This is a genomic window from Nesterenkonia salmonea (genome assembly GCF_005771525.1).
GTDB lineage: Bacteria > Actinomycetota > Actinomycetes > Actinomycetales > Micrococcaceae > Nesterenkonia > Nesterenkonia salmonea.
The window spans coordinates 56,606-77,943 of record NZ_VAVZ01000007.1; the positions used below are offsets into that span (position 1 = coordinate 56,606).

The following is a 21,338-nucleotide window of genomic DNA, read 5'->3' on the forward strand; positions in this document are numbered from 1 at the left end:
CTCAGCGGGAATTAACATGAAGTTAATACGGATAACTAGCTATTTTCCACTGTGTGTCACTAGTCTGAATGTAACCGGTTGCATTTTGTGGAACGTCGTTTTTTGACTCGAAGGGGACACCATGACCAGACGCAGCACCTTTGTGCTTTTGCTGGTCCCAGGCCTGCTCTTCCTGCTTCTCGGTTTTATCCTGCCGGCACTAGGTGTGTTGTTTGCCGCACCCGGCGCTACGACGGAGGATATCTTCTCCCGCCTGGTCCAGATGTTCACTGATCCCTACGACCTGAGGATCATCGGGCGCACTGTTGGACTGGGCCTTGTTGTTACCGCGCTGTGCCTTGTTCTGGGGTTTCCCATTGCCTACCTCTTGGCTCGGTCAGAGTCCCGCTGGGCTGGTGTCTTGTTGGCGCTAGCCATCTTTCCGCTACTGCTGTCGAACGTGGTGCGCACTTTCGGGTGGCTCGTCGTTCTTGGTTCCAACGGTGCGATCGGCCAATTGTCAATGGCCCTGGGGCTGACCGATAGCCCGCCGCAACTGTTGTACACCTCATTTGCCATCATCATGGGTCTGACCCAACTCTTCCTCCCGTTGGCAATCGTCGCATGCTACTCAGCCATCTCACAGGTGGAAGCAGGTCTTGACGACGCCGCCCGAGGCCTGGGAGCAGGCCGCACCCGCACCTTCTGGGATGTGGTCGTTCCGCTTTCGCTTCCTGGTGTGGTCGTGGCCGCCACACTCGTCTTTGCCGGTTCGGTCACCGCCTACACCACGCCATACCTTCTAGGAGGGTCACGCCAAAGAATGCTGGCCACGGAGCTGTATTCCTACTCATCTGTGACCATCGATTGGGCTGCTGCCTCTGCTACGGCCATCGTGATGACCGTCCTGGTGGTCCTTGTCTCAGGACTCGCGGCGCGCCTTGGCCGGAAAGGCGCCACAACATGACCTCGCGCAAACCTATCGCCGCCTCACTTGCAGTACTCGGCTACATGATCATGATCGTACCCATCCTCTTTGTAGTCGCCGCGGCATTTACTTCAGGATCCAGCCTGCGATTTCCCCCGGAGGGCTTCTCCCTGCAGTGGTTCGAAGCTGCCGCTGGACACACTCCTTTCCGTGCAGCACTGTTGACGAGCCTCCAACTGGCGCTCCTTTCCACAGGTCTCGCCTTGGCGGTGGGAGTTCCAGCGACATTGGCGATCCACCGGGGAAAACTGCCGGGGAAAGGATTCATCGAGGGACTGTTCTTGTCTCCTTTGATCATCCCTGAACTCGTGGTGGGTCTCGCGCTTTTCCAACAGCTCATCGTGACCTATCGCATCGACAACTTCCCTGTCTTGCTGCTCGGCCATACCGCACTTCTGCTGCCGTACGCGGTCCGTGTAACGGGAGCTGCACTCGCTGGCTCAGACGAATCACTAGAGGAGGCGGCACGGGGTCTGGGCGCTTCGCCAATGCGCACGTTTTTCTCCGTGACGCTGCCTGTTCTACGGCCCGGGATTTTCTCTGCTGGGCTGTTGGGCTTCATCACGTCCTTCAACAATGTTCCGCTTTCTCTGCTGCTCCAGGCACGGGACACACGCACACTGCCCATCTCAATGCTCGACTACGTCCAACAGAGTTATGACCCCATGATCGCCGCGGTTTCTACGTTGATCTTGGCCGGAACAGTGGTCATTGCCATCATCGCCGAGCGTACGGTCGGCTTCACAAGAATTTTCGGAGGCATCAACAGATGACGACGACGTCCCCAGCTCCCTTCGCCGCAGAGACGGGCTCACCAGCAGCTGCGGAGTTTAGGGAAGTGACCCAGCGCTTTGGTGACTTCACCGCCGTGGACCGCATGGACCTGACGATCGGTGCCGGCCAGTTCACGACGCTGCTGGGCCCATCGGGCTGTGGCAAGACGACTTCATTGCGCATGCTGGCCGGATACACCCGTCCCACTGAGGGAAGGATCCTGATCAACGGGCAAGACGCGACAACGCTGCCTCCGGAAAAGCGTGGACTGGGCATGGTGTTTCAGTCATACGCGCTGTTTCCCCATATGACGGTGGCGGAGAATGTCGGGTACGGTCTCAAGCTTCGGAAAGTGGGGCGTGTTGACCGCGAAGCTCAGGTGACCGAGGCACTGGAGATGGTCGGACTGGCTCACCTTGCCAGGAGGAAGCCTCGGAGCCTTTCCGGAGGTCAGCAACAGCGCGTGGCCCTGGCTCGCGCGATTGCCATCCGCCCGACTGTCCTGCTCCTAGATGAGCCGCTGAGCAACCTGGACGCGCGGCTGCGGGTGCAGATGCGTTCGGAAATACGCCGGATCCAGTCCGAGACCGGTCTTTCCGTCGTCCTCGTGACCCATGACCAGGATGAAGCTCTCGAGATGAGCGACGACATGGTTGTCATGAAGTCCGGTCAGATCATGCAGCAGGGCCATCCAGCTGACGTATTTAGCGCACCTGCCAACCGGTTCGTCGCTGACTTCCTCGGATACGAGAACTTTCTCACCACTTCCCAGGGCATAACCCTCGCCATCCGCCCCGAGCACCTCCAGGTCCAGGACACGGAGACGGACGCGGTGGATGAGGCACTGAATCTCCGGGCCACCGTTACCGACGTCGCCTATCGGGGAGTCGACACCCTCCTCATGCTCAGAGCCAGAGATCCCTCGGGAGAGGAGGTGGACCTATTGGCTGAAACCAGAGGAGAGGATCCTGGCCGGTACACCCCGGGAGACAATCTGACCGCCTCAGCTCCCCGGCATCGCCTAGTGCAGCTCGGCGACGACTAGCTCAGACGCCGCCGAAGACGAGATAGACCCCTACGAAAGGATCCCTCATGGGCCCCAACTTAAAGAAACTACAGACACACCGCACGACAACCGCTGCCGGCACCGCTATGGCCGCACTGCTAGCGCTGAGCGCTTGCGGAGGCACTGACGAGAGCAACGGGGAGGACAGCGCATCCGGTGGAAATGACGCCCCGCTGGTACTTTCGACTTTCCCTTTCGGCGTCGAAGAATTTCAAGAAGCAGTCGTGGACCCCTTTACCGAGATGACTGGAATTGACGTCGAGATCGACACCGGCGCCAACGCGGATCGGCTATCTGCCCTCCAACTCGCAGGAGGTGAAGATCCTGGCGTCGACGTCGTGCTCATCAGTGATTACTTCGCGGCAATGGGCCAGGAGGAAGGGTTGTTCCAGGAACTGGACCCCGAACTGGTGCCGAATCTCGAGGAAATCGCTGACTTCGCCGTAGACGACTCATACTATGGACCCGCATACTCGTATCAGCTCTATGGCACGATCTACTCCACAGAAGAGCTGAGCGAGAACGAGGCCGCTGACTGGGAGCTGTGGGGGGAGGATGGATACTCGGGCCGTTTGGCGCTTCCTGACATTGCGCCGACCGCTGGGCAACTTATGGTCTCCGGGGTCGCTGATACCTACGGCAGCGGTCCTTACGATGTCGATACTGCCTATGAAGTCCTCGGTGACTGGGCACCCGGCATCCTACAGTTCTACAGTTCGTCGACTGAGGTTGTGAACTTGCTGGTGCAAGGAGAGATTGTCGCAGCTGGCAGCCTGAGTGGTTTTGCGGTGGATCTGGAAGAGGGCACGGCGTGGACTGCGCCGGACGAAGGCCGGTATATGGCCACCAACCACGCAATGATCGCGGAAGGTAGCGAGAACGTCGAGGCTGCGCACCAATTCATCGACTATCTGCTTTCTGTTGAAGCGCAGGCTTCTTCCGCCGAGTTGGTGAGTGACTTGCCGGTGAACTTGCAGGCCGATATCCCTGAGAACATTGATGCCGTCGTCGGTACGATCGCGGAAGATCCTATCGAGGCGGGGTACCAGACACTCGACCCATCTGAGCTGGTAGACACCCGGGGCGAGTGGGTGGATCGGTTCGCCCGCGAGGTCGTTAGCCAGTGACTGCTCCACAGATTCCGTCCGACTGGCTGGAAAGGCTGCCTAAGGTCGAACTGCACTGCCACCTCATTGGAAGTGTGCGTGCGGAGACCTTCGCGGAGCTCGCTCGTCGTCACAACCTGGAACTGCCTGAGTCTCCGGAGGTGATCTATCAGAACATCAATTCCAAGCCACCTGACCCGGACCTTTACCGAGATACCCGGATCCCAGTGCCGCAGGGCCCGGCAGCAGACGAGCCAGAGACCTCCTATTCCCTGTTCCAGGCGTGTAGCTGGGTCACACAATTGTTGCGAAGCGCTGAGGACCTCACCAGGGTCACCTATGAGGCTTTCGAAGCAGCTCGTCAGTCCAACGTTCGCCATCTGGAACTCTTCATTGATCAGCTGCCCGTTCACCTGGAGTATCTGGGTTACACCGGCTACATCGAAGCGATGGCGGGTGGCATTCGACTCGCCGAGCGTGAGTTCGGCATGACTGGTCGCCTGATAGCCGGAATTGATCGGTCCAAGACTGGGGGAGATGCGGTGTCTTGGGTGCAGCAGGTGGTGAACAACCCTCATCCTTACCTCGTGGGCATCGGCCTGGACAATTTGGAGAACGCAGGGCCCCCCGAACGCTTCACCGATGCCTATCAGCTGGCAGGACGAAGCGGGCTTGGAAGGACGGCGCACTCCTCTGAGCATGTTCCCAGTGCTCTGAACACGATCACATGCTTGGATCAGTTGGGATGTGACCGAATCGACCACGGGTACTACGTTCTTGAGGACGATGACGTGGTGGCTAGGCTCCGACGCGAACAGACGGTGTTCACCGTAGGGTGTGTCACGTCGCGTCGCTCATGGCGGCCATGGCGGCGAGCCTCTATCCGGGCGATGATCGATGCTGGACTCGCTGTAGTGCCTTGCTCAGATGACCCCGGGATGTTCCCAAACTCACTGAACAACGAGTACCGCATTCTCGCTGATCAGGTCGGAGCGACTGCCGAGCAGCTAAGAGCCATGTCTCTCCGCGCGGTCGAGGCTTGTTGGTTACCGGAGCAGGAGAAAGCCGTTCTTCGGGCAGACGTCCAAGCCCAGATTGACGCAGCTGACAAAGAATTCGCCGATACTCTCTGAAACTCTTCCGGGCGGGCATAAAGCGTGTGGCGGAGGCAGCTTGAATAGCAGCAGAAAGCAGCGACGGGGTTTGCTTGGGCTACTCAACACCTTGTGTGAGCCCAGGCTGCCCTGTCCGCTCCAGATGCATACCCGCACTCACCGCGGATCATAGCATCGCCCGCAGTCTCGATGGCATTGGGCACGTTGTCATCACCGGCTTTTTGATGACGGCCAGTGCCGGGGCAGGTGTGGAGGTGCACCAGCTTCATTGCGAAGACGACGAGGCGCTGGCGCGGAAGGCGGAGCACGACGGATAAAGCCAGCCGGAGGGTTGGCCCCAGGACTGGGATGATTCTGGAGCAATGCCGGACCTCTACTGCCACCCCGACTACCTTGAGATAGGGGAGTGGGAGCATCTGGAAGCACTCAGCCTGCTGGGAGGAAATTGAGACCTCGACCCTCATAGATGAGGGACAGCCGCAGGAAGAAATCGACACAGCTCTCTGGAAGCAGTCGCAGGCCCGCGCTGATTGGGAGCCCGGCCCTCCTGGAGACCCCGAAGAATACGCAAACATAGGTAACGCCAACGACGGGTAGGTCGCTGCGTTGCTCTCTGCATCCCACGGGACCAGCCCTACTCGCGAGCAGACGGTGGCCAGTGTTGCTGCAGTGAGCCGACTGGGGGCCTCGACTACTCATCCGAGACGAGACAAGGCCCCTCTCCCCAACATTCGGGGAAAGGGGCCTTGCATTGTTTTCGGCCGTCCTGACGGGGTTCCGTCTCTGTTCGGCCTGTGCGCGGAGGGGTGTTGAGTCTCAGATCATGGTTGACAGTTTCTGGCTTGGGGTGGGGTGGGTGATAGTTCACAGGTGTCTCGGGACATCGTTGACAGGTGATAGTTGACTGCTGTGTCGAGACATCGTGGACATCTGGTGATGCGTTGATGGGGGCATGGGAAAGCATAAAAACCTTGCTATTGTCCGTTCTGTGACCAGCCAGGGGCTCTCTGTGGCCTCTACTGCGAGAAAGTATCGGGTTTCCCGGCAATGGGTTTACACCCTTATGCGCCGGTACCAGGCGTCCGGGCCCGCCGGGGTGGAACCTGTCAGCCGTGCACCAGCACGCCGACCGGTGAGCACCCCAGACCCAGTACGCAAAAGAATCATCGAACTGCGCCAACACCTCACATCCCAGGGAGCTGACGCGGGGGCAGAGACCATCGCCTGGCACCTTCAGCGTGAGGGCTTCCACGCCCCTTCAAAAGCCACTATCCACCGGATACTGCGTACTGCTGGATTAGTGACTGCTGCACCACAGAAGAAACCTAAGTCGGCGATGATCCGGTTCGAAGCCGAACTGCCCAATCAGATGTGGCAAGCAGATATCACGCACTGGCATCTGGTGGGTGGCACCCGGGTCGATATCCTCGATTTCCTCGATGATCACTCCCGCTACCTGGTAGGAATCACCGCCTACACAAGATGCACCGGCGCTGATGTGGTGGAGATGATGACCACCCTCATCACAGGCTTCGGGCCCCCAGCAACGACTCTGACCGATAACGGACTAGTCTTCACCTCACGGTTCGCTACTCACCCAGGAGCCCGCAACGGTTTCGAAGTGCTGCTGGCAAGTCAGAAGATCCAGCAGAAAAACGGAGCCCCCGGCCATCCCCAAACCCAAGGCAAGATCGAACGGTTCCACCAAACCCTGAAACGCTGGCTCAGCAGCAAACCCACCCCAACAGAGCTCACCGAACTCCAAGAGCTCCTCGATCAGTTCCGCACCTGGTACAACACCAACAGGCCCCACCGCGCGATCGGGCGCCGTACCCCTGAACAGGCCTACACAGCACTACCCAAAGCCACCCCGACCGCTGAGCAGAACACCCAGTACCGCACCCGCCGCGACCGGGTCGATGCCTCAGGGAAAGTCACTCTGCGATACGCAGGACGACTACGACACCTGATGATCGGACGAGCCAACAAACGCCAACCCATCATCATGATCATCGACGGCGAAAACGTCACCACGTCCCACGCCCACACAGGAGAAATCCTCGCAGAACACACCCTGGATCACACCAAGATCTACCACCCTAAAAGGCCCCCGCCACCGAACCCGCAGACACACCAAAAAAGGTAGGGCCCCGAACCCGAAGGTTCAGAGCCCTACCTGTCAACGATGTGATGAGACATCAGTCAACAATGTCCCGACACATCACACTGGTGCGCGGAGGGGGACTTGAACCCCCACCCTCATTATTAGAGGACTAGCACCTCAAGCTAGCGCGTCTACCTATTCCGCCACCCGCGCAGGGTGCCTGCCTCAATGTGAAGCCAAGAGAGCTTAGCACGTCAGCAGGCTGAGTCAGAAACTCCTACTTCTTACCGCCAAAACCAGCGAAACGCTTGTTGAACTTGTCCACACGTCCGGCGGAGTCCATGATGCGCTGCTTGCCGGTGTAGAAGGGGTGCGAGGCAGCTGAAATCTCAACGTCAATCACCGGGTAGGTATTGCCGTCCTCCCACTCCATCGTCTTCTGACTGGTAGCGGTGGTGCGGGTCAGCACCTTCTCACCGGAGGAAAGATCGTTGAAGATCACCGGCTGGTATGTCGGGTGAATGTCAGGTTTCATGCTCAGGTCCTTTTCATGCGCCGCTGGTTTTTGCCAGAAGCTGGGAAACGAAAGATCAAGGCCGTTGATCGGCCAACACTCGATCGTACCCTACGTGCAAGCTTGGTGCCACAGGGCGGCGCACGGTGGCACCCACGGCGGAGGCGATAAGGTGAAGTCATGGAGAATAACGCCGTTGAATTCTGCCGTGACCTGATCCGGTTCGACACCTCTAACTGGGGAGAGGGCAAGTCGAACGGGGAACGTGAAGCCGCCGAATACTGTGCTGAGATCATGCGACAGGCCGGGCTCGAGCCACAGTTCTTTGAGAAGGCTCCGGGCCGGACTAACGTGATCACCCGGATGAAGGGCACAGACGACGACGCCGGAGCCCTCGTGGTTCACGGACACTTGGACGTCGTACCCGCCCAAGCAGCTGACTGGCAGGTTGACCCCTTTTCCGCAGACATCATTGATGGACTCATCTGGGGCCGTGGTGCCGTTGATATGAAAGACATGGACGCCATGATCCTGGCCTCGATGTTGCAGATGGCTCAAGACGGACATCGCCCCAAGCGAGACATCATCTTCGCGTTCTTCGCAGATGAAGAAGACAACGGCGCCTACGGGGCGCGGTGGTTAACTGGCACTCACCCGGAACTCTTCGACGGAGCAACCGAAGCGATCAGCGAGGTCGGAGGGTTCTCCGCAGATATCGCAGGCACCCGCGCCTACCTCATTCAGACCGCAGAGAAGGGCATTCACTGGACCAAAATGACGGCTCACGGCACAGCCGGCCATGGGTCAGCCGTGCACAAGGACAACCCCGTAGTGCACTTGGCCGAGGCCGTCGCTGCCATTGGTGCGCATGAATGGCCACTCGAATACACCAAGACCACTCGTGCGTTGTTCGAGCAGCTCTCCGAGGTGACCGGTATTCCGTTCGACCCAGAAGACCCCTCGGCGCTTATCGAAGCGTCGGGATCCGCTGGAAAGTTCATCGCCGCAACACTGCGCAACACGTCCAACCCCACGTTGCTTGAGGCCGGCTACAAACACAACGTTGTCCCAGGCCAGGCCCAGGCCTTGGTGGACGCTCGAACCCTGCCAGAGCAGGATGAGAAGGTCGCCGCCACCCTGCGCGAGCTTGCCGGGGACAAAATCACGTTCGAGCTCATGAATGAAGGCCCGGCGCTCGAAGTGCCGTTCTCCGGGACGCTGGTGGAGCAGATGGTCCAAGCGCTCAAAGATGAGGATCCTGAAGCTGTGGTGGTTCCCTACATGCTGGGCGGAGGAACCGACAATAAGCACCTCGCCAAGCTGGGAATCACCGGCTACGGTTTTGCTCCGCTACAACTCCCTGCTGATCTGGACTTCACGGGCATGTTCCACGGGGTGGATGAAAGGGTGCCAGTCGAGTCCCTGAAGTTCGGTGTCCGCGTGCTCCATCGTTTCCTGCTGGAGCAGTAAGGACGGACACTGGTCCGGTTCAAAAGGTCCGCTTGACGCGGATCATGCGACGGCGAAGCCAGTACTTCCGTACGCCACCTGTGTATAGCGCCGAACGCCTCAGCTCCCACCGGCCGTACTCAGCGTATTCGACCACACGGCGCCTGACCTCGGCCAATGACTCACGCGGTTGGCAGGTCAGCACAAGGTACTCCCAGCCGCGGCCGTCGTCGTCCGAAGCGCTGTACCGGGACATTGCGGAGGCGTGGGTCTGGTCTGCCATTGGAACAACTCTAGAACACCCGTCAAGAGGTCTACCGCTGCGCCCTGAGACGTTGATACTGTGACCATATGAACATCGATCCTCGCATCGCTCTCAATGCGCTCACGAACGCACTTGAGGAACATCTTTCAGCCGCAGTCAACCGCCGGGGCGAGGACGATCCTTCGGTTGAAGCGGCGTTCTACAACATCTCCGACACTTTCGAAGCCTACGAGGATGCCCTCTTTGCCTCCACGGGGGAAGTGACACCTCTGGACCTATATGACGAAGACTCCGACGATGGAGACGACATCATCGATGAGGATGACGACCTTGACGAGGATGTCGAAGAGGACTAGCTTTCGTACGCGCTGACAGCGCGCCGGCTCACCAGTTCTTGGATGTGGTACTAAGCTTCGTTCGTGCAATGGATCGAAGCGATCATTTTGGGCCTGGCGCAGGGGCTCACTGAATTCCTGCCTATCTCCAGTTCAGCCCACCTTCGCATAGTAGGTGAGTTCCTTCCCGGTGCCTCCGATCCCGGAGCAGGGTTTACCGCCATCAGCCAACTCGGCACTGAAACCGCCGTACTGGTGTATTTCTGGCGAGACATTCTCCGAATAGTCCGAGCTTGGTTTGCAGCCGTGACCGGCAATCTCGAGCACAGCCACCCCGATGCTCGGATGGGTTGGATGATCATCGTGGGCACATTGCCCATCGTGATTCTGGGGCTAATCCTTGAGCAGTATATTGACACCACATTCCGCACGCTGTGGTTGATCGCAACGACGCTGATCGTTTTTGCCATCTTCCTAGCGATCGCCGACCGTCTAGGCACGCAAACTAAGCAGCTCAGCCAGCTGAGCATCCGAGACGGGATACTGTTCGGGTTGGCTCAATCGTTGGCGCTTATCCCAGGGGTGTCTCGCTCAGGCGGGACCATCACCGCTGGATTGCTCATGGGGTACACACGGGAGGCGGCCGCCAGGTATTCCTTCCTCCTCGCCGTCCCAGCAGTGTTCGGGTCAGGTTTTTACAAACTCCTTGGTTCCTTGGAGGAACCAGATGGGCCCTACACCCTGATGCAGACTCTGGTCGCGACTGGAGTAGGCTTCATCGTCGCCTATGTCATCATCGGTTGGTTCCTGCGGTACGTTTCGACTCATTCGTACACTCTCTTCGTGGCTTATCGCATTGGTCTGGGCATCTTCGTCTACATCTGCCTGAGCTTCGGAATTATCAACGCCTAGTTGGAGTTGACCGCAGAGTGGAAACACCTGCCTGTGAAAGGATTATTGCGTGAAATCGTGGAGCGCCCCCGCTGTGCCTGGCCTGCCGCCAGTGCCCGAAACCTTTGAGCTCTACGACACACCCCATGCGACGACGGTCAGCACCTCATCAAGGCAAGGTGCTGCTTCGCTCTACGTGTGCGGCATCACGCCCTATGACGCCACACACCTCGGTCACGCAAACACGTATGTGCACTTCGACACCTTGGTCAGGTACTGGCGGGCCTGCGGACTCGAAGTTCAGTACGTGCAGAACGTCACGGATATTGATGACCCGCTCCTTGAGCGCGCCACCGACACACAGGTCGACTGGCGCGACCTCGCCGAGTCGCAGACGCAACTATTCCGAGAAGACATGGCCGCCCTGAGTGTCATACCACCGACCCACTACCTAGGCGCTGTGGAAATGATCCCGGCCGTGGTCGAAGACGTTGAGCGGCTCGTGGCATTGGGAGTTGCATACCCGGTGAAAGCCGCTGACGCATCCGGTCAGGACTACTACTTCGATATTGCCGCCGCAGAGCAGCGCACAGACTGGCGGCTCGGAAGCATCGGGCGCTACGACCGCCCTGCTATGGAAGCTATGTTCCCCGAACGTGGGGGAGACCCAGATCGACCAGGAAAGCGGGACCCACTCGATCCACTGCTCTGGCGCGCTGCACGTGATGGTGAGCCTCAGTGGTCAGGTGGCACGCTTGGAGAGGGTCGCCCAGGGTGGCACATCGAGTGTTCCGTGATTGCACGCCGGCATTTGCCCGCGCCCTTCACCATCCAGGGAGGTGGCTCTGATCTGCGCTTCCCCCATCACGAGTTCTCTGCCGCCCACGCCACTGCCGCTGACGGCATACCTTTGGCCCAGGGGTACATGCATACCGGAATGGTGGGGCTTGACGGTGAGAAAATGTCCAAGTCCCGTGGGAATCTGGTCTTGGTTTCTCAGCTGCGGGCCCAGGGAACCGATCCGCAAGTGATTCGCACGCTCATACTGTCCAATCACTGGCGGGAGGACTGGACCTACACCGATCCTGCTTTGCATAATGCCCAAGAGCGCCTCGCCAGGTGGAAGTCGGCCTGGCAGGCAACCCAGGACAACTATGGCGACGCTGCCCCGCTGGCTGATCTGCAGTACGCACTCATGAGTGCTCTGGCAGGAGATCTCAATTCACCGGCCGCGCTCGACACTCTTGACCTCTGGGCAGCTGGGCATATATCTCCCCACACCAGCGCCTCCGGTGTCCGCGACGTCGTCCTCGCTCTCCTCGGCATTGACCTCGCAGCCTAAGCGCAGGAACCCTCAACACCGAGACAGCCCGTTAGCTTGTAGGTGGCCTCGGAGTCTATAAGGATGAAGGGGTTGGCCGGTCCGGTTCCTGGGCATGATCGTTTGCCCCCAGTCACTTGATGATCCGGGGGGTGTTGTCACCCGGGGCTGGTCGCGGCGGATCGTGGATCGCTGGTAGAGGCACGACAGTCCCAACCTGCTCCCCGAGTAGATGGGTGGAGGGCTTGTTTTCTAACGTGGATGCCGAGCATGAACCGCCCACCGACCCTGTTCATCATTGCTGGTGAGCATGCTGGGACTGGCCACTGGCCAGGGCAGCGACATGCTGTCCTTGGTGACAGGCCCATAGCTTCACATGGAGGGGTTTCATGACCGCATTCGATTTGGTCAGCTTCGCGCTGTTCATCGGCTTAGATGTCGGCAAATCCGAACACCACGCCACCGCCCTGACCAGCTCTGGTGAGCGGGTCTATGACAAGGCGCTGCCCAACGATGAGTCCAAGCTACGTAGCCTGCTGGACGAGCTCACCTCGGCCCACGGTGCCGCACTGTTGGTCGTCGATCAGCCCGCCACGATCGGTGCCCTGCCGGTTGCTGTCGCCCGCGCCGTCGAGGCCGTGGAGGTCGCCTACCTGCCGGGGTTGACGATGCGCCGGATGGCAGACTTACACGCCGGCTCAGCGAAGACCGACGCCAGGGACGCATTCATCATCGCCGAGACCGCCCGGACGATGCCCTCTGCGCTGCGCCAGGTCGCAGCCTCTGATGAGCAGGTCGCCGAACTGGCGGTGTTGGCTGGTTTCGATGATGACCTGCTGGGACAGACCACCGCCGCTCGTAACCGGCTGCGCGGGCTACTGACCCAGATCCACCCCGGCCTGGAGCGGACGATCGGCCCGAAACTCCACCACCGGGGCGTGCTCGATGCCTTGACCCGGTGGCCGACCCCGCACGCGCTGCAGAAGGCCGGACGGGCCCATGTGCGCAACCGGATCGCCAAGCACAACCCCCGGCTCGCCAGGCCGGTCTCTGAGGCGATCTTCGACGCCCTCGACGCCCAGACCGTCGTGGTGGCCGGCACTGGTGCTGCCGCCACGATCGTGCCGATCCTGGCGGGCCAGCTCACCGAGCTCTACACCCAACGCGAGACCGTCACAGCCCAAGTTGAAGCACTGGTGGAGGCCCACCCTCTTCACCAGGTCCTGACCTCAATGCCTGGGGTCGGCGTCAGGACCACCGCACGCATCCTCACCGAGGTCATCGGCAAGGATTTCAAGACCCCAGGGCACCTGGCCTCCTACGCCGGCATCGCACCCACCACCCGTCGATCCGGAAGTTCCATTCGTGGCGAGTTCGCCAACCGCGGTGGTAACAAGAGGCTGAAATCCACCCTGTTCAACAGCGCTTTCGCCTCGCTCTCACACCCGCCATCAAGGGCCTACTACGACAAGAAAAGAGCCGAGCACAAAACCCACAAGCAAGCCATCATCGCCCTCGCCCGCCGACGCCTGGACACCCTCTACGCCATGCTCCGCGACGGCACCTTCTACCAAGAACCAGACAACGCCCGCGGCAGCACTGACCACCGCTTAGCAGCTTGACGAAAACCATAGAGGCACCCCCCGCTAGCTCTCTGGGGGTTTCCGTCGCCTGAGGTAGCGTTCGAACTCCTCTGCGATCGCATCCCCTGAAGCTTCCGGGAGATTGGTCGTGTCCGTGGCCTCCTCGAGCCGTTTCACGTAGTCAGCGATCTCCGCGTCCTCTTCAGCCAGGTCATCGACTCCCCGCTCCCACGCAGCGGCGTCTTCGGAGATTTCCTCTGCCTGGTGCGGATCGAGGGGCACGCCGAGAAGCTCTTCCAGTTTTCGCATTAGTGCCAGCTGAGCCTTAGGCGATGGTGCCTGACCCACATAGTGGGGTACGGCGGCCCACAGCGAAAGTGATGGGATACCAGCCTGGTAGGCCGTGTGTGCCAGCACTCCAACAATCCCCACAGGCCCCTCATAGGTGGGTTCTTCAATATCCAGAAGGTCCTGAATATCAGCATCTTCCGAGGAGAACGACGCCGGAATGGGCCGGGTATGCGGCACATCAGCCAACAGGGCGCCGACCAGCACGACTGCCGCCACATCGTGTTCCGCCGCCTTGGTCAAGAGTTCTGCGGTGTAGGCACGCCAACGGAAGCTGGGCTCCACACCATGGACGAACAGAAGATCAAACTCCCCATTCGCAGGTGAGGCGTGCAGAATGGTGGTGGAGGGCCAGACAATCTCGCGGCCTGCGGGATTACGCGCGATCTTTGGTCGGGAGAACTGGAAGTCGTAGTACTCCTCATCAGTGAGTTTCTCCACGAGTTCAGCTCCGAACGCTTGGGCTACGGTGCGAACCGCAGTCGACGCTGCCCCGCCGGCGTCGTTCCATCCTTCGAAAGCGAGCACCATGACCGTGGGGCGAGCCGACTGTTGATCACCATTCGCTGCCGTGTTCCGCAGGTGGGCAGCGAGAAGCTCCGAGCGATCGACCCTCTCTACAGGGGTATCGGGATCCTCGGAATTGGATGCTTGGTTGTCCTCACTCACATTTCTCACAGTACTGGCAAGCCACAGCTGGTGGAAGCGTACTATGGTGGGCATGTCAGAATTGCAGGCCGTTTTCTGGGATATGGACGGCACATTGGTGGATACAGAGCCCTACTGGATCGAATCCGAATACCAGTTGGTGAAAGATCACGGAGGCACGTGGAATGAGGAGAAGGCCCACCAGCTGGTGGGTCAGGCACTCACATACTCCGCATCTGTCCTCCAGGAAGCCGGAGTTCAGATGGGAGTTCGGGAGATTATTGACCACCTCACGGCTCAAGTCGTGAGTCGGTGTGGTGAACGGATCCCGTGGCGTCCAGGTGCTCGCGACCTGCTCAATGAGCTTCACCGCGAACGTATCCGCAGTGCGATGGTGACCATGAGCTTCACGCCGCTAGCACGCGCCATTGCTGAGGCGTTGCCGACGGGCCACCTGGAATTCGTCGTCACCGGTGACATGGTCTCGGCTGGCAAGCCGGACCCCGAGGCCTATCATCTGGCATTCGACACAATGGCCGCCGACCACGAGCACCGCACCGGCGCGCCCTTGCGGCGGCGGCAGTGCATCGCGATTGAGGACTCAATTCCAGGAACGGCCGCCGCTGCGGCTTCCGGGATGGTCACATTGGCGGTGCCGCACTACTCGCCGCTTCCCGATAATGGCCAATGGCATCTGATGGACACGCTCTCCGGAGCTGGAGTGTCCACGCTCCAGGAGCTTCTCGTCCGCGACCCTTCGCCGGCTACCGCATGACGGGGGCTTCACCGATCGGCCAGCGCATGCGCACCGGGCTGCTAAAGGCCGGACAGCGGGTGCAGTTGACCGACTACAAGGGTCGGAAATCGACCATCACGCTCAGCGATGGTGGCGAATGGCACACACACCGTGGAGTCCTCCACCACGACAAACTCATCTCGCAGCCTGAGGGAATTGTGGTGGAGAACAGTGCGGGATTCCGCTACCAAGTCCTTCGCCCGTTGCTGAACGACTACGTGTTGTCAATGCCCCGGGGCGCAACCGTGGTCTACCCGAAGGACTCAGCTCAGATTGTGCAGGTCGCAGACATCTTCCCGGGGGCTCACGTTCTCGAGGCCGGAGTCGGCTCCGGGGCGCTGAGCATTTCGCTGCTGCGCGCCGTCGGGGACTCCGGCACACTGAACTCCTACGAACTCAGAGAAGAGTTCGCTGATATTGCGCGCAGCAACGTCGAAGCGTTCTTCGGCGAACCCCATCCCGGGTGGACCATCCGCATCGGAGATGCAGCGCAGAGGCCACTCGAAATTGAGGAACCAGGCGGTGTAGACCGCGTAGTTTTGGACATGCTCACCCCATGGAACTGTCTTGATGCAGTCCGGACCGTGCTCGCTCCCGGCGGAGTCTGGGTCAGCTACGTAGCCACTGTGACCCAGCTGTCCCGGTTAGCCGAAGAGATCAAACAGTCAGGCGGCTTCACGGAACCAGAAGCCCACGAAACAATGCTCCGGACCTGGCACCTTGACGGCCTTGCTGTGCGTCCCGACCACAGGATGGTTGCACACACAGGGTTCCTGCTCTCCACCAGGCGTCTTGCTGATGACCAGCTTCCACTGGAGCTGAAGAAGCGGGAGAAGGTTTCCGAACCTGCCACAGAGGACACTCAGGCCTGGGCCGGAACCAATGACGATGAGATATGGGATCAAGAAACTCTCAAGACTCGCGTGGTATCCAGGAAGAAGGCACGCAAAGCAGCAGCCAATTCCCTCAAGCACGTCGAAGCAGCCAAGGAGATTGTCCATGACGAGTGAGGCTCACACACAGACTGAGGAGCTGCGGGGCCGGCTTGAACAGGCCCACCGGCAGATCGACAACCTCCGGCAACGTCAACGCAGCCTTGAACAGCAGCTCCAGACGGCCGGACGGAACAACGAACGGCTCACCGGTCTCCTGGAAGCAACCCGCGGTCAGATCGAACAGCTGAAACAAGCCCTGGAAGCCGACGGTCAGCCTCCCTTCACATTCGCCACCGTGATCGGCTACAGAGAGCAGCGCGAGCGCACAGAAGGGCGGGAGATCGAAGCCGCCACCGCCCCCGGTTGTGATGTGCTCCATTCTGGGCGCAAACTTCGAGTCTCAGTGTCTCCGCTGATTCGTCCTGAAGAAATTTCGGCCGGTAGTCAGGTCTTGCTCAACGAGAACTACACCATCATTGCTGTCCTCGCACCGGAAGGAACCGGGGAAATCGCCCGGGTGAAAGAGGTGCTGCCCGACGGCAGACTCGTGATCCTGGCGCGAGGAGAAGAGGAAAGGGTCGTCAAGCTCTCACCCTCCGCAGTCACCCACACTGATGAAGGAGAGAAGCCGCCCCGGGTCGGCGACACCGTTGTTGTTGACCTCCGCACTGGCACCGCCACCGAGGTCGTCCCCCTCTCCGAGGTCGAGGATGTGGTGTTGGAGGAAACACCCGATATCGCCTACGGAGACATCGGCGGACTTGCTGAGCAGATCGAGCAGATCCGGGACGCTGTGGAACTGCCATTCCTGCATGCCGATCTATTCCGGGAGCATGGGTTGCGAGCTCCGAAGGGCATCCTGCTCTACGGACCGCCCGGATGTGGCAAGACGATGATTGCTAAGGCTGTGGCCACATCGCTAGCAGGTGGTGAGGCATCCGGGGCGTACTTCCTCAACATCAAAGGTCCAGAGCTGCTGAACAAATACGTCGGTGAAACGGAACGGCATATCCGGGTGATCTTTTCCCGCGCTCGGGAACGCGCCTCTGCGGGATGTCCTGTGGTGGTGTTCTTTGACGAGATGGAAGCACTGTTCCGCACACGCGGCACCGGTGTGTCATCCGATGTCGAGACGACGATCGTGCCGCAACTACTGGCTGAAATCGACGGCGTAGAGTCGCTGGACAACGTCATCGTCATTGGCGCCTCCAACCGAGAAGACATGATTGATCCTGCGATCTTGCGGCCTGGGCGGCTTGATGTGAAGATCCGAGTTCAACGGCCAAGTGCCCAAGGGGCGCGGGAGATCCTGCGCATCCACCTGGGAGATTCAATCCCACTGCGTCCGGCTCTGATTGAGGAGTACGGGGGGCGGGAGCCGTTGCGCGAAGCGCTGATTGACACCACCGTGTCCCAGCTCTATCCCGCACACTCTGGTTTCATGTCGGGAGCTGTCCTGAGCAATATTGTGGACCGCACCAAGAAGCTGGCCATCAAGGAGTACTTAGCCCGGGCAGAAGAAGACCATTTCAAGGGCCTCACCCAGGAGCATCTCGACGAGGCCATCAAGCAGGAGCTGGCCGAACAGCGTGACATGGTTGCCGGACTCGGGCTCACCGAGCCGAAGCCTGGGGCTTTCGAGCCGGCCGGCAATGGGCCACGCGCATGAGCGCACGGCGGTTGATCGGCATGGAAACCGAGTACGGCATCCACGCCCCCTCAAATTCCCGAGCAAGCCATGTCAGCCTCTCCATCGAGTTGGTCAACGCCTATGCTGCCCACATCACAGAAACGGGTGGAGCAGTCGCTGGAACAGAGTGGGACTATCAGTCGGAATCTCCCTTGGTTGACGCCAGGGGATGGGTGCTGCCCCGCTCAGCAGCTCACCCGTCCCAGTTGACCGATACCTCTGAGGCCATCACCTACGCCACTGAGCAGGAAGCTGGGGCAGGCGCTGTCCGGGATGCCCTGGGAAACGTCTCCGGCGGAGACCCCAGCCCAGCCGATACCGCAGAGAGGGACTACCACCCTCCTGGGTCGGCGCACTGGCGCGGTGACTTCTACCGCCCAAAGGAGGGACAACCGCAACTGCTGATGAACCTCGTGCTGGGAAACGGCGCCAGATTCTATGTTGATCACGCCCACCCCGAGTACTCATCCCCTGAGGCGGTGGGCGCAAGACGCGCGGTTCTCTACGACGTCGCTGGTGACGTCGTCGCTCGAGCTGCCGCACAGCGTCTCTCCCTGGAACCTGGATCGCCAGAAGTGCTGCTCTACAAGAACAACACGGACAACAAATCCGTCTCCTACGGGGCTCACGAGAACTACCTCGTGCCACGCAAGCTTCCCTTCGACTCACTTGTGGCCGGTCTGATTCCGTTCTTCACAACACGGCAAATCATCTGCGGCGCTGGGCGAGTCGGTGTCGGGCAACGCTCACAGACGCCTGGTTTCCAAATCTCCCAGCGAGCTGACTTCTTCGAAGAACAGGTGGGACTAGAAACCACCGTGAGACGTCCGATTATCAATACTCGGGATGAACCGCATGCCAACTTTGACACCTGGCGTCGGCTGCACGTCATTATCGGAGACGCCAATATGAGCGAGTACTCTGCGTGGCTGCGGGTCGGCACTACGGCTTTGGTGCTCGACCTCATCGAATCTGGAAAAGCTCCAGCTATCAGGCTCAACGACCCCGTTCAGGCGCTTAAAGATATTTCCCACGACCCGAGCTTGACATGCACTGTCGCAACCGATCGCGGCCCCATGACTGCTCTGCAGATTCAGCATCAGTATCTTCAGGCGGTAGTGGCGCACGCCCGTGAAGTCAGTGCCCCCAAGCTTCCGCATGCCGCCCCGGACACAGAAACTGCTGAGCTCATTGAGGCCTGGGGCGATCTCTTGATCGACCTCCAGCAAGATGTCAGCCGCGCGGCAGACCGTGTGGACTGGGTGGCCAAGAAACAGCTTCTGGAGTCCTACAGGCGCCGCGACGGACTTGATTGGGGCTCACCCCGGCTGGGCATGATCGATCTGCAGTACCACGATCTCCGCCCGGAGAAAGGCCTCTACTATCGGTTGGCGCGGGCGGGGCGCATGCGTCGGCTTTTCACTGAAGAGCAGATCGACTGGGCAGCATCGCATCCTCCAGAAGAGACTCGCGCGTGGTTGCGAGGCCAACTCATCACCAGGCACCCAAAGTCCGTGGCCGGAGCATCCTGGGACCAGATCCTACTGAGGCCGGATGACGTCTCACCGGTGGTGCGACTCAAACTCACCGACCCTTTCAGCGGAAATAGAGAACAGGCTGAACCGGTGTTGGAACAAGTGGAGAACCCCGCCCAGCTTGTAAGCGGTCTCCAGGACCTGTTGGGTCAGCGGTAGAATAGTCCCATGTCAGCACAGCCGCAGAAACAGCCGCACCGTCACGGTGGGGGAGACCAACCTGAGTCCGCCGACGCCGCCCAAGTACAAGGCAACCCTCAGTCCACCGAACGTGCAGCCGAACTCGACAGCCTGCTCGACGAGATCGACACAGTGCTTGAGTCCAATGCTGAGGAATTCGTCAAAGGATTCGTGCAGAAGGGCGGCCAGTAGGGCGTGGATCGCCGCGTCTTCGGCGTCGAATCAGAGTTCGGACTCACTCACCGTCCTGAGACTGGCAGAGGCCTGCCGCCCGATGAGCTGGCCAGGTACCTCTTCCGTCCCGTGGTGGAGTTTGGCCGCAGCTCCAATATCTTCATCCCCAACGGGTCACGGCTCTACCTCGATGTGGGATCGCACCCGGAGTACGCCACCGCGGAATGCGATGACCTGATCGACCTCATCGCCGCTGACCGAGCCGGAGAAAGAGTCATGCACGACCTGGCACTCGCGGCCGAGGAGCGCATCCACCGTGATGGATTCACCGGTCAGGTCTACGTTCTCAAGAACAATGTGGATTCGGCGGGCAACTCCTACGGAAGCCATGAGAACTATCTGATACCTCGCACCACTCACTTCCGCAGGCTCTCCGGAATCCTTCTCCCATTCTTAGTCACCCGGCAAATCATCGCAGGCGCAGGACGAGTCGTACCGGCTGATGAGAGCAGTCAAGCGCACTTTGCGTTCTCCCAGCGGGCTGATCATATGTGGGAGGGCATCTCCAGCGCGACCACACGTTCTCGTCCGATTATCAACACTCGCGATGAGCCGCACGCTGATGCAGCCAGCCACCGGAGGCTCCATGTGATCGTGGGCGACTCGAATATGTCGACCACTACGTCACTGCTGCGCTACGGCTCCACGGATCTCGTCCTGCGCATGATCGAGGCAGGCGTTCCGATCGACGACTTTGAGTTGGAGAATCCTATTGCAGCTATCCGTCAGATCAGCCACGACATCACTGGTGGTGCCAGAGTGCGGACGCGTGCCGGCGATGAGTTCACCGCAGTGCAGATCCAGCGGGGCATCCTCCAACGCGTCAGCCGTTTTGTCTCTGAGCGCGGAGCCCATCATGAGCATGTAGACCGGGTACTGCAGTTGTGGGAGCGCGCACTCGAAGCAGTTGAGTCCGGAGATCATAGCCTCATCGACCAGGACATCGATTGGGCCATCAAAAAACGACTGGTGCAGGATGTGGCCACACAGAAGGGCCTAGACCTGAGCCATCCGCGCTTGGAGCAGATCGATATGGCTTACCACGATGTGAACCCGCACCGCGGGCTGTTCCATCTGCTAGCACGCAGGGGACGCGCCACCAGCATCCTCACAGAGGAGCAGATCAGCCAAGCGATGACGACGCCGCCCCCTACTCGTGCCGCTGTTCGGGGAGAGTTTCTCTCCACCGCACGCGCCTATGGTGCTGAGTGCACTGTGGACTGGGTCCACCACAAGCTCACAGGACGACCCCTCGAAGCCATCATGGTCAAAGATCCCTTCGCGCAACAGGATGATCGTGTTGACACGCTGCTCAACAAACTGGGGGACCGGCAGAGCCAGTTGAGAGAGCGCAGCTTCGACGAACGCAGCGACAACGCCGTGACTGTGGCGTTGAGTGACAAATACGCCCTCATTACCGGCGCAGAGCCTCCAGAGCCCCCTCTGATCTGACGAAAAACATCAAGAGATAGTAGAGTTCCC

At 60.0% G+C, this 21,338-nt stretch carries 20 protein-coding genes and 1 tRNA gene; 17 read left to right on the top strand and 4 right to left on the bottom strand.

The features are described from left to right. Positions 1 to 121 precede the first annotated feature (121 nt). The 6 genes from FEF26_RS03845 (at position 122) to FEF26_RS03870 (ending at position 7,174) form a co-directional block, all read left to right on the top strand. Positions 122 to 946: an ABC transporter permease gene (locus FEF26_RS03845; RefSeq protein WP_138252224.1), complete on the top strand. Its 825-nt coding sequence runs from the start codon at positions 122 to 124 to the stop codon at positions 944 to 946. Continuing rightward, positions 943 to 1,740: an ABC transporter permease gene (locus FEF26_RS03850; RefSeq protein WP_138252225.1), complete on the top strand. Its 798-nt coding sequence runs from the start codon at positions 943 to 945 to the stop codon at positions 1,738 to 1,740. The genes FEF26_RS03845 and FEF26_RS03850 overlap by 4 nt, the downstream gene beginning before the upstream one ends. Next, positions 1,737 to 2,786, top strand: coding sequence for an ABC transporter ATP-binding protein (locus tag FEF26_RS03855; protein WP_138252226.1), 1,050 nt, complete (start codon positions 1,737 to 1,739; stop codon positions 2,784 to 2,786). The genes FEF26_RS03850 and FEF26_RS03855 overlap by 4 nt, the downstream gene beginning before the upstream one ends. 47 nt (positions 2,787 to 2,833) lie before the next feature. Further along, positions 2,834 to 3,934 carry an extracellular solute-binding protein gene (locus FEF26_RS03860; protein ID WP_138252227.1) on the top strand — a complete coding sequence of 367 codons (1,101 nt, stop codon included), beginning with the start codon at positions 2,834 to 2,836 and terminating at the stop codon, positions 3,932 to 3,934. Beyond that, the gene (locus tag FEF26_RS03865; protein WP_243730398.1) at positions 3,931 to 5,046 is read left to right on the top strand and encodes an adenosine deaminase family protein; all 1,116 of its coding nucleotides are present in this window, start codon (positions 3,931 to 3,933) and stop codon (positions 5,044 to 5,046) included. Before FEF26_RS03860 ends, FEF26_RS03865 begins: the two co-directional genes overlap by 4 nt. 934 nt (positions 5,047 to 5,980) lie before the next feature. Then, on the top strand, positions 5,981 to 7,174 hold the full coding sequence (locus FEF26_RS03870) for an IS481 family transposase (protein WP_138252228.1): 1,194 nt from the start codon (positions 5,981 to 5,983) through the stop codon (positions 7,172 to 7,174). An 81-nt stretch (positions 7,175 to 7,255) separates the two neighbouring features. Here FEF26_RS03870 and FEF26_RS03875 read toward each other — a convergent pair. Both FEF26_RS03875 and FEF26_RS03880 read right to left on the bottom strand, forming a co-directional pair. Next, positions 7,256 to 7,345 (bottom strand) — tRNA-Leu (locus tag FEF26_RS03875). A 64-nt stretch (positions 7,346 to 7,409) separates the two neighbouring features. Further along, positions 7,410 to 7,667, bottom strand: coding sequence for a type B 50S ribosomal protein L31 (locus FEF26_RS03880; protein ID WP_138252229.1), 258 nt, complete (start codon positions 7,665 to 7,667; stop codon positions 7,410 to 7,412). A 159-nt stretch (positions 7,668 to 7,826) separates the two neighbouring features. On the opposite strand from FEF26_RS03880, the gene FEF26_RS03885 reads away from it, so the two are divergent. After that, entirely contained in the window at positions 7,827 to 9,116 is a 1,290-nt protein-coding gene (locus FEF26_RS03885; protein ID WP_138252230.1) for a M20/M25/M40 family metallo-hydrolase, read from the top strand. Positions 9,117 to 9,135: 19 nt separating this feature from the next. Here the strand turns inward: FEF26_RS03885 and FEF26_RS03890 are convergent, their stop codons facing one another. Next, a complete protein-coding gene (locus FEF26_RS03890) occupies positions 9,136 to 9,378 on the bottom strand; it encodes a DUF5703 family protein (protein ID WP_138252231.1) in 243 nt (80 codons plus the stop codon). 68 nt (positions 9,379 to 9,446) lie between these two features. Here FEF26_RS03890 and FEF26_RS03895 point away from each other — a divergent pair, with 68 nt between their 5' ends. The 4 genes from FEF26_RS03895 (at position 9,447) to FEF26_RS03910 (ending at position 13,529) form a co-directional block, all read left to right on the top strand. Beyond that, positions 9,447 to 9,716, top strand: a complete 270-nt coding sequence (locus FEF26_RS03895) for a hypothetical protein (protein WP_138252232.1) — start codon at positions 9,447 to 9,449, stop codon at positions 9,714 to 9,716. A gap of 63 nt (positions 9,717 to 9,779) precedes the next feature. After that, positions 9,780 to 10,607 (top strand): undecaprenyl-diphosphate phosphatase, encoded by an 828-nt coding sequence (locus FEF26_RS03900; protein ID WP_138252233.1) that lies wholly within the window; start codon positions 9,780 to 9,782, stop codon positions 10,605 to 10,607. 49 nt (positions 10,608 to 10,656) lie between these two features. Further along, positions 10,657 to 11,928, top strand: a complete 1,272-nt coding sequence (gene mshC / locus FEF26_RS03905; protein ID WP_138252234.1) for a cysteine--1-D-myo-inosityl 2-amino-2-deoxy-alpha-D-glucopyranoside ligase — start codon at positions 10,657 to 10,659, stop codon at positions 11,926 to 11,928. Positions 11,929 to 12,296: 368 nt separating this feature from the next. Then, positions 12,297 to 13,529 carry an IS110 family RNA-guided transposase gene (locus FEF26_RS03910; RefSeq protein WP_138252235.1) on the top strand — a complete coding sequence of 411 codons (1,233 nt, stop codon included), beginning with the start codon at positions 12,297 to 12,299 and terminating at the stop codon, positions 13,527 to 13,529. A 24-nt stretch (positions 13,530 to 13,553) separates the two neighbouring features. Here FEF26_RS03910 and FEF26_RS03915 read toward each other — a convergent pair whose 3' ends face one another. Beyond that, the gene (locus FEF26_RS03915; RefSeq protein ID WP_243730404.1) at positions 13,554 to 14,420 is read right to left on the bottom strand and encodes a PAC2 family protein; all 867 of its coding nucleotides are present in this window, start codon (positions 14,418 to 14,420) and stop codon (positions 13,554 to 13,556) included. Positions 14,421 to 14,559: 139 nt separating this feature from the next. Between FEF26_RS03915 and FEF26_RS03920 the strand changes: the two genes are divergently transcribed. The 6 genes from FEF26_RS03920 to pafA are packed head-to-tail and all read left to right on the top strand — an operon-like array spanning position 14,560 to position 21,308. Then, the gene (locus tag FEF26_RS03920; protein ID WP_243730399.1) at positions 14,560 to 15,261 is read left to right on the top strand and encodes an HAD family hydrolase; all 702 of its coding nucleotides are present in this window, start codon (positions 14,560 to 14,562) and stop codon (positions 15,259 to 15,261) included. Then, a complete protein-coding gene (locus FEF26_RS03925; protein WP_138252238.1) occupies positions 15,258 to 16,292 on the top strand; it encodes a tRNA (adenine-N1)-methyltransferase in 1,035 nt (344 codons plus the stop codon). Before FEF26_RS03920 ends, FEF26_RS03925 begins: the two co-directional genes overlap by 4 nt. Then, on the top strand, positions 16,282 to 17,886 hold the full coding sequence (arc, locus tag FEF26_RS03930) for a proteasome ATPase (RefSeq protein ID WP_138252239.1): 1,605 nt from the start codon (positions 16,282 to 16,284) through the stop codon (positions 17,884 to 17,886). Before FEF26_RS03925 ends, arc begins: the two co-directional genes overlap by 11 nt. Continuing rightward, positions 17,883 to 19,601, top strand: a complete 1,719-nt coding sequence (dop, locus tag FEF26_RS03935; RefSeq protein ID WP_138252240.1) for a depupylase/deamidase Dop — start codon at positions 17,883 to 17,885, stop codon at positions 19,599 to 19,601. The genes arc and dop overlap by 4 nt, the downstream gene beginning before the upstream one ends. A 9-nt stretch (positions 19,602 to 19,610) precedes the next feature. Next, positions 19,611 to 19,814 carry a ubiquitin-like protein Pup gene (locus FEF26_RS03940; RefSeq protein WP_138252241.1) on the top strand — a complete coding sequence of 68 codons (204 nt, stop codon included), beginning with the start codon at positions 19,611 to 19,613 and terminating at the stop codon, positions 19,812 to 19,814. Positions 19,815 to 19,817: 3 nt separating this feature from the next. Further along, positions 19,818 to 21,308: a Pup--protein ligase gene (gene pafA / locus FEF26_RS03945; RefSeq protein WP_138252242.1), complete on the top strand. Its 1,491-nt coding sequence runs from the start codon at positions 19,818 to 19,820 to the stop codon at positions 21,306 to 21,308. The last annotated feature ends 30 nt before the right edge of the window (positions 21,309 to 21,338 follow it).

What these genes read in the sequence shown, in the direction of transcription:
- FEF26_RS03845 (WP_138252224.1), top strand. Translation starts at nt 122, where the DNA reads ATGACCAGACGCAGCACCTTTGTGCTTTTGCTGGTCCCAGGCCTGCTC.
- FEF26_RS03850 (WP_138252225.1), top strand. Translation starts at nt 943, where the DNA reads ATGACCTCGCGCAAACCTATCGCCGCCTCACTTGCAGTACTCGGCTAC.
- FEF26_RS03855 (WP_138252226.1), top strand. Translation starts at nt 1,737, where the DNA reads ATGACGACGACGTCCCCAGCTCCCTTCGCCGCAGAGACGGGCTCACCA.
- FEF26_RS03860 (WP_138252227.1), top strand. Translation starts at nt 2,834, where the DNA reads ATGGGCCCCAACTTAAAGAAACTACAGACACACCGCACGACAACCGCT.
- FEF26_RS03870 (WP_138252228.1), top strand. Translation starts at nt 5,981, where the DNA reads ATGGGAAAGCATAAAAACCTTGCTATTGTCCGTTCTGTGACCAGCCAG.
- FEF26_RS03880 (WP_138252229.1), bottom strand. Translation starts at nt 7,667, where the DNA reads ATGAAACCTGACATTCACCCGACATACCAGCCGGTGATCTTCAACGAT.
- FEF26_RS03885 (WP_138252230.1), top strand. Translation starts at nt 7,827, where the DNA reads ATGGAGAATAACGCCGTTGAATTCTGCCGTGACCTGATCCGGTTCGAC.
- FEF26_RS03890 (WP_138252231.1), bottom strand. Translation starts at nt 9,378, where the DNA reads ATGGCAGACCAGACCCACGCCTCCGCAATGTCCCGGTACAGCGCTTCG.
- FEF26_RS03895 (WP_138252232.1), top strand. Translation starts at nt 9,447, where the DNA reads ATGAACATCGATCCTCGCATCGCTCTCAATGCGCTCACGAACGCACTT.
- FEF26_RS03910 (WP_138252235.1), top strand. Translation starts at nt 12,297, where the DNA reads ATGACCGCATTCGATTTGGTCAGCTTCGCGCTGTTCATCGGCTTAGAT.
- FEF26_RS03920 (WP_243730399.1), top strand. Translation starts at nt 14,560, where the DNA reads ATGTCAGAATTGCAGGCCGTTTTCTGGGATATGGACGGCACATTGGTG.
- FEF26_RS03925 (WP_138252238.1), top strand. Translation starts at nt 15,258, where the DNA reads ATGACGGGGGCTTCACCGATCGGCCAGCGCATGCGCACCGGGCTGCTA.
- arc (WP_138252239.1), top strand. Translation starts at nt 16,282, where the DNA reads ATGACGAGTGAGGCTCACACACAGACTGAGGAGCTGCGGGGCCGGCTT.
- dop (WP_138252240.1), top strand. Translation starts at nt 17,883, where the DNA reads ATGAGCGCACGGCGGTTGATCGGCATGGAAACCGAGTACGGCATCCAC.
- FEF26_RS03940 (WP_138252241.1), top strand. Translation starts at nt 19,611, where the DNA reads ATGTCAGCACAGCCGCAGAAACAGCCGCACCGTCACGGTGGGGGAGAC.